This is a genomic window from Agrobacterium albertimagni AOL15, assembly GCF_000300855.1.
Taxonomy (GTDB): domain Bacteria; phylum Pseudomonadota; class Alphaproteobacteria; order Rhizobiales; family Rhizobiaceae; genus Allorhizobium; species Allorhizobium albertimagni.
In genome coordinates this window covers 160428-172412 of sequence record NZ_ALJF01000003.1, presented here as the reverse complement: position 1 = coordinate 172412, position 11985 = coordinate 160428, and the positions used below count along the sequence as shown (strand labels likewise).

Genomic DNA, 11985 nt, shown 5'->3' with positions numbered 1-11985 from the left:
TCCGGCGCATTGAGGGATCTGTCGACGGGAGTGCTCATTCTGTCACCACGACATCGCCGGCCACGAGGCCTGAGAGTATTTCGACCTGCTTCTGACCGTCGATCTCCAAAGGCCTGCCTGCGATCACGGCGCGTTCGACGATCTTGTCGTTCTCGCGCACGGCGACGAAGTTGACGCCGGAACGGTTCGACAGGGAGGCTGCCGGCACCACAAGCGCCTGACGCTTGCCGATCGGCAGCTCGACCAAAACCCGTGCAGCGACGAAATCGGTATCAAGCCCGTCGACCTCGACATCGGCCGTCACCCGGCCGCCTTCGATCTGTGGGTAGATCTTCACGAGTTCGCCTTCGAGCATCGCGCCACCCGCCTCGATGCGGATCGGTGCCCCCTGCGTGAGGTCCTGTGCATGACGCTCGGGAATTGCGAGCCGCAGGAAGAAGCCGCCGCCGGCAATCGTCGCAACCGTCTCGCCCGCCATGACGACGGCATCGCGGGTCACGGGAACGGCGATCACACGCCCTTCCGAGGGGGCGAGCACTGCGCCTTCCGATGCCTGCTGGACGAGTACGGAGCGCTGAGCTTCTGCCTGGCGGACCTGGTTGGTGATGACGTCCAGCTGGGTCTTCAGCTGATCAAGACGCTGGGTGCTGGTGGCGCCACTGCGCACCAGCCGATCGGCACGATCCAGTTCGACCTCAGCATCCCGCAGAGAAGCTCTGAGGCCGAGAAGCTGCGCGTCGACGGCCTTGATCTGGAAGTCGATCTTGTCGTCCTTCACCTCGGCGATCACATCGCCAGCCTTGACGATGTCGCCTTCGGTGACATTCAGCTCGACCAGGGTGCCGCCGAGCCTTGTCCGGGCCAGGACGCTGTTGCGCGGCTGGATCTGGCCATAGACCGCCTTCATCTCCGTGATGTCGACGGCTTCGAGTTTGAGATCAGCGGCATGGCTGACGGTCAGTCCCATGGCAGTCGCTGCCGCAAAAAGGGCGATGAAGGCGGATTTCGGCATGACTTGTCCTCAGAATGCTGTGCCGGGGCGCAGCCCCAGCTTGCGGAAAATCGTGGCCGCCGGGCAGAAGCCGGTGAAGGCCGACTGTATCATGTTCACGCCGATAAAAGCGGTGAACCAGACGAAGCCCGGATGCACGAAGTATGTCAGCAGAAGCGAAAGCAGGATCATGAACCCTGCAAAGACGAGAACGGCGCGATCGATCGACATGTTTTTCTCCTTAAGATACATATCTACGATGATACGTATATATTAGGCAAGTCGATGTCAAGCCGCCATTTGTAGAATGGAAGACGGCGTTGGTTGCCGTCAGGCCGCGCAGTCGGAGGTCTTGCAGAAGCTGTCGTAGAGGGTGCCGATAATCGCGCGCGCCGGTTCGCTTTCGATCCGGTACCAGATGGTCTGGCCGTCGCGCCGCCCCATGATGATCTTCTCCCGGCGCAACAGTGCCAGATGCTGCGACACGGTGCTGTCGCGGATCCCGAGGAATTCGGCAAGCTGACCAACGGAGTGCTCGCCGTCAGCCAGACGGCAGAGGATCAGCAGTCGATATCGATTGGATAGCGACTTGAGGAGTTCGCTGGCCATGTCGGCACCAGCCTTCATCTGTTCAGGATCAATCTTCATAGATACGAATATATATGAGAAATCCGGACTGGCAAGTGTTGACACGGGGCCATAGAGCTAAAATATATAAAAAACGTTATGTGTTTTAACCTCGGCGTATGAAGGTCAGTGCCTTCAGGAAGGACTTCTCATGAGCATTCGCAGCATCGATCCGAGCTTTCATGTCACCGGACAGATCAAGCCGCAGCAGCTGCAGGCGATTGCCGAACTCGGGTTCAAGACCGTGATCTGCATGCGCCCGGACAGGGAAGGGTTCTTTCAGCCGGCCTTTGACGAGATTGAAAGCGCTGCGCATCAGGTCGGGCTCGAAGCGCATTATCTGCCGGTGGTGCCGGGTTCCGTCTCCTTCGACCAGGCGCGTCAGTTGAAGGCGTTGATCAGCCAGCAGTCGGGTCCGATCCTCGCTTATTGCGCCTCGGGCCAGCGATGCGCAGCCGCCTATGATCTTGCCAAACGAGTACCCTGAAGCGGAGGACGGCGGCGCATGGAGCCTGCGTGGCTTCTTCATTAGGGTTGACTACTAGATTTACCAATCGACGGCGCCGGTGAATTGGCCTCCTATGCACAATTCTGATCTGGAGTTGCGCCATGGATCAATTGCGTGCCGAACTCGATCGGGACCGACTGGTCGTCCATCCCGGTGTCGAAAAGCATCTGGGCGAGCCTGTGTGGCAATTGGCGAGCGGCTATCTTGCCCATCAGGGCTTCGACAGGGCAGTGCTCGCCTATTGCCGCAGCATGGTGGAGGCCAGTGCATTCCGCTGGCCGGCCAACAAGATCTTTGCGCAGAAGATGCGCTACATCACCTGCTACATGTTGATCGGAATGTGGGTCCGGTTCGAGGAGGGGACGGGGCCTGCACCCACTATGACCCTGCTGCAGACACTGGTCCCCGGCAGCGCACGCCAGGTCAGCGATCTCATTTCGGGCCTTCGAGCCGGTGGCTATGTCGTGGCAGAACAGAATGCGCGAGACAGGCGAGAGATCAGGTTGCGGCCCACGCCGTCCCTCGTCTTGGAAATTGCCCGCTCCCCTCTTGCCTTCATTGCTGCTTCCGCCATGCTTGAAGGCCATTCACTTCGTGAAGCGCTGGACGCCGATGTGTCGCTGATCTGTCGGCTGATCGGCCGATCGACCGTTGCCTTCCAGTCGATGGATGTCCTGTTCACGCCCTTCGAGACGGTCGTCGACTTCACCGGTCGCGACAGCGGATATCTCATTCTTTGTGCCGTTATGGGTGCCCACCTGGCCGGTGCGCTGGGTGAAGACTGGCCGCTTGCGCTCACCTATGATGCACTGTCGCAGCGGTTTCAGGTGTCTCGCCAGCATGTAGGAAATGTGCTGGCGATCGCCACGACGCGGGGCATGCTCAGCCTTCACGGCGGTCGCATCGGCGAGGTTGCGCCCTCACTGCTGCGAGAGTTCTCCTGGTGGAGTGCCGGACAGATGGCGCATTTCACCATGCTTGCCCGGTGAGGGGCATGTCCGCAGCGCCCGTTGCGCATTCTCCTAATTGATTTAGATATTCTTTAATTACTGGTGGGCTAAATTGATTTGGAGTGCAGAGCAGGCCTCTGCCGCCGGGATCCCCGGTGAACCAACATCGTGACAAGCTGCCAGCCGACGGAGGCTCGCAGCAGGAGGAAATCGCAGATGAATACGACGTCGAACGCCGCCGATGCCCTCGAAATCATCGCCTTCCGGCTTCATCAACAGGAGTTCTGCGTCAAGACGACATCTATCCGCGAAATCCGCGGCTGGGCCCCGGTTACGCCCATCCCGCACTCGCCCTACGAAGTCCTCGGCGTCATGAATCTTCGCGGGACGGTCATCCCGATCGTCGATCTCGCCGTGAAGCTCGGCATGCCGGCTGCTCAGGCGACGGAGCGCAGTGCCGTTGTTGTCACAGAAGTCAACGGCATGACTGTCGGTCTGCTGGTCGACGGCGTCTCCGACATCCTGACGGTGGCTGGCAGCACGCTGCAGCCTCTCCCGGCCGCGACCGGCCCGAGTGCAGCCTTCTCCGACGGCATCATTGCCCATGACAAGAGCATGATCTGCTTCCTCAGCCTCGAGCGCATGTTCGGCGATGACGATCCCTCCGCCTGGGGCATGGCTGCCTAATTCAACTCCGGGGGCGCAAAGCCCCCGTTGAGTCTTCCGGCCGACGCTGACCGATCATCACACTTTATTTGCCATTCTGCTCGAAAGCGGCGTGCTTGGGCGCGCGGATCACGAGGAATTGCGACTTTTTTAAGTGTTTGGGGCCAGCTTTGATAGCGAACGGCTTCCGCAATGCCCATGTTTGTAGCAGGATGTCGTCAGAGGAGCACCGAGGTGACGCAGTCCCCGCATAACCCGACCGAAGACCTTCTGAGCCGCCTGGGCGAGGCGCTGGCGGGCACGCATGGCCGCGAGCGGTCGCTCGACGCCGTCCGTTCGCTCGTCCAGCTTGAAATTCAGGAGTGGCAGATGGACTCTGGCGCAGACGCTCGCGTGGCAGGTGCTGCCCGAAGCGAGCAGCCCCTGATTGGTCATCGTATCCGGCTTTCCTCTGACTGATCCTGATCAGTTTTGTACCGTGATGGTGCAACTGATCCTTTGATCGTCGTAGAGATTGGTCTGGTTTCCGCCGAGCTTCGAATTCGAAAGCGGTCTCAGCGACGCGAATTCCTTCTCCATGTCCAGATCGTTGGTGAGCGCCACATAGGGTTCTAGCCAGGCTAGTGACGTGAGGTTGTTCTTCAGCCCCGGTTTCACCGTCTGGCTCTTGCCATTGATCTTCTGCACGATCTTCGGGTCCTTCACGGCCTTGACCGAGAAGTGCGCCATGGTCCGCAGTTTGTCGAGATCCGCACCGCCCTTGCCGTAGCCTGCCTCGCAGAGCCGTGCGACGGAGGTGACCAGCGGTGTCATGGCGTGCAATTGATAGTGCAGGGCATAACGCTGGCGGTTCATTTCCAGCGGCAGGCTGCCATCGGTCGCCGCATTGGTAATCATGGTGTTGTTGCTGAGGATCGACCATTCGACGAGACCCCGGTCCCGGTTGAGCACCCCGACCTCGCCGACAGCCATACTGGCCCAGGCGCGCAGGTTGTTGCGGGCAGCCCCCTTGGTCGCTTCGTTTTCGAAGAAGTAGACGATCTCCAGCGCGCGCTTCTGCAGCCACTTCTCCACGATGCGTTCCCGGTCGTGGAGTCCCGGAACCTGGTCACGGCTTTCGGCAAAGAGGATGGCGAGGCCGCCGATCCGTGCCGGTATCGACAGCTTGGCGTTGAACGTGCGCATGTCGTTGAGAGCATCCGCCTTGGCCCAGGCGTAAACGGAATCCACGACGCAGCGATGGTAAGCGCGCCTCGTTGCGATGTCCTTCTCGGTTTGTGCCTTCGAAACGACCTTGGCGAGATTTTGAATGAACTGGTCTATCGGCTTCAGAGCCTTGGTCACGGCCGCATCGGACTCTTCATCGATGTCGGAGCGGCTTTTGGAATCGGCCTCGTAGCGGCTGCCGAAGCCGAGACTCATGACCGGCGTCGGCGTCTTGAAGCAGGTCTCGTCGGCGGCCTGCGCCGCTGGTGCCGCCGCCATGGCGGCTGTGATTGCGAGCAGCGAGGCTGCGATATGGCGGTTCAGTGTCCAATGGGTGAGATCGGCCAATGGTCAGCCCTCCGTTCCTGCGTTGTTGAGCTTCAGGACCTGGGTAGCTGCGGGATGCCCGGCTTCCGCCGCGCGTGCCATCCAGGCTTGTGCGTCGTCGAGAGCCGGGCGCGTGCCCAGCCCGTAGGCGTAGGATTGCGACAGGAGGAACATGGCCTCCGCATCGCCGGCCTCTGCCGCCTTCTTCAGCCAATTGAAGGCGGCGAGAATGGACTTGCTGTCCTTCGCATCGCTGCGCAGTAGTTTTGCCACTTCGCGCATGGCCACGGGCTGGCCGTTTTCAGCCGCCTCCTCATAGAGACCGCGCACGTCGATGCGCTGCGACACCTGACGCCGGATATCCGGCTTCATGTTGGCAAGCATGAGGAGTTTTTCGGGCACGTCCTTGATGTCCGAGCTCTCCACGAGGTCCACGAAGATGTCGCTTGCCTTCTGTGGGTCGTAGCTCTCGGTCGCGTCGTCGGCATAGTATTTGACGAGGCGATAGAAGGCGGCCGGCTCGCCGCCGAGACGCGCTTCCTGATAGAGTTCAAGCGCCCGTTCCTGGGTCTTCGGCTGGTTGAGCGCCATGTAGACATCGGCGATCTTGACCTTGCGCCAGGCGTCGTCACCCGCAATGTGGCTTGCGATCGACAGCCAACGCTCGGCATCCTGGCGCTGATGCCGGATGGAGAATTCGGCCAGAGCCATCGTGTCGTCGTAGTCGCAGCGCTGCGTGCTGATCGCCTGGTGATACAGGCGTGCCTGGTCCTCTTCCGAGGTCGCGTTTTCGGCCAGCAGCAGTTGCGCCGACATGTCGCCGCGATCGCGCATCACGTCACCAAAACGCTGGAGTGGCGAGGAACTGGTCTCGGCGTTGGAGCCCTCCAGGTCCTTCAGCAGCCCGACGGCCCGGCCCGAACCGGTCTCCGCGAGCGGCGTCAGGATCTCCCTGGCAAGGGCGACGCTTTCGGGATCGGTCGCGTAATTGTTGACGAGGAAGCGAGCAAAGCTCAGGCCGGCATCAACGGTCATGCCTTCGCCGGTCATCTGGATGCTGCGCTTGGCATCGTTGATGCGGCCTTTCTCCAGGTTCTGCTTGAATTCGAGGAGTGCCGCTTCGACGGTGGCACCGCGGCGCACTTCCGCGCGCTCCGCCCAGAACTTGAGCACCTGGTCGGAGTAGCCCGCGCCCTTCAGGTAGCGCTGGTAAAGCGCGAGCGCGCTGGCTCGGCCATAAAGTGCCTGGGTCTGGATGGCCGCAATGACCATCGGATCTTTCAGTTCCGGCAGCTTGTCGATCTGTTCGGGTGCCAGGTTGAGGGTCTTGTTGCCAGCGCCTGCCTCGATGTTTGACCAGTATCTGGATGCCTCGATGTCGGGGCCTGCCGGATCCATGCAGAGATAGACGCGCTGCAGCTTGGCAATTGCATTGATTTCGCCGTTGATGTGGATCGCGCCGGACAAGAGGTCGGTCGATCGAGCGATTGTTCTGGGCGACAGGTCTTCCCTCATGAGAAGCTCTGCCAGGTCGATGCCCCCCTCGATGTCGCCGCGCTTGACGGCCTCTTCCAGGAGCGGTTTGACCTCCGCTGCCGATTTCCAGATGCCGTCACGCGCCTGGATGACACGCGCGAGGCGGGTATAGGCCCATGGCGGCGGGTCGTTGCGGGCGATCAGTTGGCGCAGGAGATCTTCATAGGCAGCCGCATCTTCCGGTGACCGGTCCTTGGTCTGCTCGAGCAGTTGCGCCTGCTTGATGATGCCGGCCTGGTTTCCGGCGGCTTCCGCCTGCTTGAAATAGTCGAAGGCCTTCTTTCTATCGCGCGGCAGGAGGGCGCCCTCGGCATAGAGGCGGCCCATCTCGAGGATCGCGGACATGTTGCCGCCGTCGGCTGCCTTCTTCAGATATTTGAGCAGAACCTCGTTATCCTTGACGATCTTCTCGCTGAGCAGGTTCAGTTCCGCGACTTCCCAGGCTGCGGCCGTGTCGCCGAGGTCAGCGGCGAAACGATACCAGGCCATGCTCAGCTGCGGGTCCTTCACCACCACTTCGCCATCGTCATATTCACGGGCCACGCGGCTGATGCGGTCGCAAATGCCTTCGTCGAGAACGCCGACCAGCGAGCCGAAGGCCATGTTGACGGCGAGTTCGGGTTCGATGTCCCAACCGTCCACGGTCTGGCCCTCGTCGGTCATGAGGGCGAGATCGAGGATCGCATCGGCATTGCCGCCATAGGCCGACTGGACCTTCATCTTCAGACCGGCCTGCTTGTCCTGGGCGATGCCGCGGCCCTCGATCAAATAGTCGGCGAGTGTGTTGAGCGAGCCTGCCGGATGGGAGCCGGCGTCGATGAGCTTCTGCACCAGGCCCTCGTCGCGCACCTTGTCGCCTTCGCCCTTGGCCAGCATCAGTTTGACACGATCGAACAGAGCGTCGGTTTCGTCGTAATTCTTCTTGACCGTCGGCATCAGCGCCTGGATTCGGGTGATGATCGGTTCGAACCTGCGCGCATCGAGATCGCGCATGCGGTTCATGTCGCGGGTGATCGCGAAGGTCGCTCGTTTGGGCAGGGCCTTCTGATCCCAAGCCGTCCATTCGGCGATCATGTCTTCGTCTCGGACGCGCGGTGCGCAGACCGCCTGCTTCGGCAGTTCGACATCCGGTGGTGCGAACCGGACGCCGATGGCGGCCGAGCGCCCCGGGGTTCCGGCGGCCATCGTCATCACGCCTGCCATCAGCAGCGACTTCGCCATTCTTGCAATCGTCATGATAAACCTCCGGAACCTGTCTTCAATTATCGGGCAATGGTGCTGGGAACGGCGACTGCGTCGACCTGATCGCCTTCGCCGGTGACTACGATGGTCACACCGGCGAGGCGCTTGAATTCGACCTTGTCGAGCTTGGCGAGATCCTTGTCGCCTTCGCGAACGACCAGATCGACGGCAAGCGGTGCTCTGAGCGCCACGGATTTCGAGCCGCCGCTGTCGACGTCCGAGACGGCTTCAGCGCCTGCCTGGGGCACGAAGAGGTCGATCGCGGCCTTTTCGGTGAGGTTGTAGAGGGAAAGCGTCGCCTTGGACGGGTTCTTGGTCATGTCGTCGACGACGGTTGTCGCGCCCGCCTTGGTGACGACGACGGAATAGAACTTGCCGGCGCTCGCCTTGACGCTGCCTTCGCCGAAGCTGGAGGAGACAGGAATGTCTCCGGGCGCGACAGCCACATAGGGCGAGACACCCTCTTCAAGCTGGTTGAAGGCGCTGTTCTGCACGGATGCTGTCGTTGCACCCGGTGCAATCACCCGGACGAAAGCGGAGTTGGGATCGAGCGGCTTTTCATAGAGCCCGCCGTCGTCGGCGAAAGCCGCTGCCGACAGGGCAAGGGTGGCCGCAAATGTTACGAGGGCGAAGCGTGTGGGGACCTTGGTCATCATGACTGTTCTCCAGTTTTGGTCTTGCAGATGGATAGGGTGGTGGTGTCGTCGACCGGGGCGTCGAAGCTGACGGCCACTTTCTCGATCGAACCTTCGGGGAAGCCGCCGAGCGAAAAGAAATAGCGGCCGGTGGAGCGCAGGCGGTCACCGCGTTCGATCGAGCGGGTGCGCACGGTGCCGTCGGCGCCGGTCAGGGTGAAGGTGGCCTTGCGGCTGACGTCACTGCCGATATCGGCAAGGATGACATCGTCATCGCTGAGCTTCGTCGTCGAAAGATCGGCTTCGACCGCGTTGTTGCCGCTGGCATTTGCGGGAATGGCGGGGCTGCATTCGCCGAGCGATGCGGCGACGATTTCCGCCCAGGGGGCTGCGCCATACTGGCCGAGATTGTTGTAGATCGGGTTTTCCCAAATCAGGAAGCGAGGGCGGCGCTCCTGGAATTCGCGGGAGGTGATATAGGAGAGGATCGAACCGAACTGGTTGCCGCCCGAGATCGAGTAGTTTTCGACCGGGATGCTGCTCCAGTGCTCCAGATAGCCCGAGAAATTGCTGATCGGCTTGTCGGAGTAACTGGTGCCGATCAGGGCAATGGTGGTCTCATCACCGCTGCCGAAGATGTCCATGGCGCCTGACTCGGCTGCGTCATCCTCGACGCGCACGGCCTCATAGGTGTGGGCCGTCACGGTCGGCACATGCGAGATGCAGTGCTTCTGCAGCATTTCGCGCATGCTCGAGAATTCCTCCGGCGGTGGCACTTCCCGCATGTCGAAGCGGACCGGGGTCACGTCAGCATAGGCCGGCAATGCCCTCAGCCGATCGCCGATCGCCTTGGCTGCGACGTCTGCGCCGTGGGCCGTCCAGTGGAAGTCTGCCTGGAAGAAGGAATACTCGCCGAAACTATTGCGGTTGTTCTTCCGCATCGGCGTGGCGATGTCGACGGCAGCGACGCCCTTGTCGTTCAGGCGGCGAACGACGTCGTCGTAGATTTCCGTGGCGATCCCGGCATCGAAGCCATAGAGGGAGGCGCGCTCCGGCACGAGCTCCGGAAGAACCTGCGACTTGGTGGGAAGCGGCACATAGATCAGGGTCGTGCCATTCTTCTCCAGAGCTTTCGCCATGGCGGCAAGATGATCGACCGTCTGATCGGTGAAAGCGTGCTGCAGGCGCAGGTCGGCGAGGATACGGAAGAACATTCCATCCTGACCCTCGATCATCTGGAGCTCGGCGATTTCCTCCAGGCTGCGGCATCCGTAGGCGGAGGCGGCATCGCCGTCCGGCATTTCGGCGTGGGCGTGATGGCCGGTCGCCACGATGACGGCCGCAACGGCGGTGCCGGCGAGTATGCGTGTCTTGCGAACGCGGATCATGGCATAACCTCCATGTTTGTTTCACTGGACTTCGTCTCAAGCTGGGCCAGAAGGTTGCTGGCCGCTGCCTTCATCCCGATGCTGCCGTTCTCCTTGGCGATCGTCAGAAATCGGCTGGCTTGCTCGGTCTTTTCAGGCGTGCGGTCGCGATCGGAGAGGAGAAGCACGGCAAGCTTGAACGCGGTGTCGCCGCTCTTCTTGCCCTTGCCGGAGGCGAGCAGGGATTCCAGTTCGTCGCGCTTGTCGCCGAACCGCCGGCCCTCGCTGTAGAGCCGGATGAGACCCTCGACCGCCTGGTCGTTTCCTTTGCGTGCCTCCCGCCGAAGGGCTGCTTCCGCGCTTTCAAGATGGGAAGGCGCGAGCTCCAGGCTGTCGTTGCCGAGAATTTCCATCATGTGCCGCACCGCGTAGCCGCGGTCGTGATAGGCGGCGATGGCGAAATAGTGCAGCGCGTCGGTCGCGAGCTTCGGATCGCCCTGTTTCTGGATCCGCTCGGCCAGCTTGAAGGCGCCGATCCCGTCCTTGGCATCAGCGAGCGCCTGAAGCTCCCGATAGGAAACCCGCTTGCCGGCCAGCAGCCGCTTGCGCGCCTCCTGCAAGGCGAGCGGCAGGTGCGAAGCAGGCCCCATCGTCTTGCGCTTCACCGGTTTGGCAGGTTCGGTGGCTTCGGGCGGGTTGCGTGGAAAGAGGGGCTTGACCGCATGGGCGGGCGAGGCCGCCATCAGAGGTAATCCCACAAGCGCCGAGCAGAGCAGGCGGGCGAGACGATCAGACATTGCCGCCCTCCGTCTTCGTCTCACCGTCACGCTGCCAGAGTGTCTTGGTGCCGAGATAGCGGACCGGGAACTCCCAGACGACGACGGTCGGGTCGGTCTCGTCGAGCGTGGAACCGGCAAGCAGGTCCATCATTGGGACGCCGGGTCCGAGGCCTTCCTTCGCCACGTTCACGACATCGGCTTGCAGCGATTGGCGGAGGAAATCGGCGAATGACCAGTTCTCGTTGGCGCTGTAGCTGGTGCCGACGAGCATGACCGGGACGGAGGAATCGTCGCCGAAGATGTCGGCGCCGCTTGCCGCCTCACTGACCCGCGTCCGGTAGATCGGCACGCTTTCCTCCGCCAGGCCGACCGTCGGTGCATAGTCTGGAGAGGTGACGAACTTGGTCAGATCTCCCCACAGGGTCACCGGGGTCTGCCACTGCGCGGTCAGATCCTGCGGGGCAAGATCTACGCCGCTCAGCTGAAGGCTTGACTGGACGGCCTCTGCTGCGGCATTGGCGCCGGCCGGCGACCAATGCGTGTCCGACTTCAGGAATACGTCGCCGAATGGTTTTGCCGTCAGCATCGTGGCGCGGGTGTCCGCGACGATGATCCCCTGTTTCTGAAGAGCAGTCGAAAAGTCGCGATAGGCGTCAGCCATGGCGGCGCTGCGGACGAGGGAGGGCACGTCTTCGGCATAAAGGTCGGACTTTGCCGGCAGCGGTGCGAGCACCAACTGGATGCCTCGGGCTTCAAGCTCTCGCTTGACTTCCACGATCCGCTGGACGGCGTCGTCAATGTCGCTGGGCGAGACGGTCTTGAATTCTTCTGCGGTGAAGAACCATCCGTCGTCACCGACGATGACGCCCTTTCGGCCCGCTCCGAGAAGCGCGTAGCGCGCGTTGCCGAACAGACCGACAGAGGCTGCGCGATGGGGAAGTTCATTCTTGTAGAGCGTATCGAGATCGCGTGTCGCCTCGCCGTCCATGACGTAGGAAAGCGAGAGGTTCCTCGCCTCCGAAGCCTGGGCTGCCGGGGAGGCCGCATTCGTCAGCAGGGCCGAATTCGCATAGAGCGCGTAGCCGAAGAAGGCGGAGGGCAGAAGCAGTGTCGCTGTGTACTGGCGCAGACTTGGCATGGTCTTGCTCCTG

Annotated in this window: 13 protein-coding genes; 4 read left to right on the top strand and 9 right to left on the bottom strand. The window is 61.7% G+C overall.

All coding sequences use genetic code 11. The features are described 5' to 3' along the window. Positions 1-34 precede the first annotated feature (34 nt). From QWE_RS04035 to QWE_RS04025, 3 genes are all read right to left on the bottom strand, one after another. On the bottom strand, positions 35-1012 hold the full coding sequence (locus QWE_RS04035; RefSeq protein WP_006724806.1) for an efflux RND transporter periplasmic adaptor subunit: 978 nt from the start codon (positions 1010-1012) through the stop codon (positions 35-37). A 9-nt stretch (positions 1013-1021) separates the two neighbouring features. Then, complete coding sequence (locus tag QWE_RS04030) at positions 1022-1222, bottom strand: YgaP family membrane protein (RefSeq protein WP_006724805.1); 201 nt, start codon at positions 1220-1222, stop codon at positions 1022-1024. A gap of 99 nt (positions 1223-1321) precedes the next feature. Continuing rightward, positions 1322-1639 carry an ArsR/SmtB family transcription factor gene (locus QWE_RS04025; RefSeq protein ID WP_006724804.1) on the bottom strand — a complete coding sequence of 106 codons (318 nt, stop codon included), beginning with the start codon at positions 1637-1639 and terminating at the stop codon, positions 1322-1324. A 130-nt stretch (positions 1640-1769) separates the two neighbouring features. Here QWE_RS04025 and QWE_RS04020 point away from each other — a divergent pair, with 130 nt between their 5' ends. The 4 genes from QWE_RS04020 (at position 1770) to QWE_RS04005 (ending at position 4201) form a co-directional block, all read left to right on the top strand. Further along, the gene (locus tag QWE_RS04020; RefSeq protein WP_006724803.1) at positions 1770-2105 is read left to right on the top strand and encodes a protein tyrosine phosphatase family protein; all 336 of its coding nucleotides are present in this window, start codon (positions 1770-1772) and stop codon (positions 2103-2105) included. A gap of 122 nt (positions 2106-2227) precedes the next feature. Beyond that, on the top strand, positions 2228-3115 hold the full coding sequence (locus QWE_RS04015; protein ID WP_006724802.1) for a MarR family transcriptional regulator: 888 nt from the start codon (positions 2228-2230) through the stop codon (positions 3113-3115). Between the two features lie 177 nt (positions 3116-3292). Continuing rightward, the gene (locus tag QWE_RS04010; RefSeq protein ID WP_006724800.1) at positions 3293-3763 is read left to right on the top strand and encodes a chemotaxis protein CheW; all 471 of its coding nucleotides are present in this window, start codon (positions 3293-3295) and stop codon (positions 3761-3763) included. A gap of 213 nt (positions 3764-3976) precedes the next feature. After that, positions 3977-4201 carry a hypothetical protein gene (locus QWE_RS04005; RefSeq protein WP_006724798.1) on the top strand — a complete coding sequence of 75 codons (225 nt, stop codon included), beginning with the start codon at positions 3977-3979 and terminating at the stop codon, positions 4199-4201. A 6-nt stretch (positions 4202-4207) separates the two neighbouring features. Here QWE_RS04005 and QWE_RS04000 read toward each other — a convergent pair whose 3' ends face one another. Genes QWE_RS04000 through QWE_RS03975 form a run of 6 tightly spaced genes read right to left on the bottom strand, consistent with a single transcriptional unit; the run spans position 4208 to position 11972 of the window. After that, entirely contained in the window at positions 4208-5296 is a 1089-nt protein-coding gene (locus tag QWE_RS04000; protein WP_006724797.1) for an alginate lyase family protein, read from the bottom strand. Positions 5297-5299: 3 nt separating this feature from the next. Then, the gene (locus QWE_RS03995) at positions 5300-8047 is read right to left on the bottom strand and encodes a tetratricopeptide repeat protein (protein ID WP_100220840.1); all 2748 of its coding nucleotides are present in this window, start codon (positions 8045-8047) and stop codon (positions 5300-5302) included. 26 nt (positions 8048-8073) lie between these two features. Beyond that, complete coding sequence (locus QWE_RS03990) at positions 8074-8709, bottom strand: alginate O-acetyltransferase AlgF (protein ID WP_006724795.1); 636 nt, start codon at positions 8707-8709, stop codon at positions 8074-8076. After that, the gene (locus tag QWE_RS03985; protein WP_006724794.1) at positions 8706-10076 is read right to left on the bottom strand and encodes an alginate O-acetyltransferase AlgX-related protein; all 1371 of its coding nucleotides are present in this window, start codon (positions 10074-10076) and stop codon (positions 8706-8708) included. Before QWE_RS03985 ends, QWE_RS03990 begins: the two co-directional genes overlap by 4 nt. Continuing rightward, the gene (locus QWE_RS03980) at positions 10073-10852 is read right to left on the bottom strand and encodes a hypothetical protein (protein ID WP_006724793.1); all 780 of its coding nucleotides are present in this window, start codon (positions 10850-10852) and stop codon (positions 10073-10075) included. Before QWE_RS03980 ends, QWE_RS03985 begins: the two co-directional genes overlap by 4 nt. Next, entirely contained in the window at positions 10845-11972 is a 1128-nt protein-coding gene (locus QWE_RS03975; RefSeq protein WP_006724792.1) for an alginate O-acetyltransferase, read from the bottom strand. The genes QWE_RS03980 and QWE_RS03975 overlap by 8 nt, the downstream gene beginning before the upstream one ends. Positions 11973-11985 lie beyond the last annotated feature (13 nt).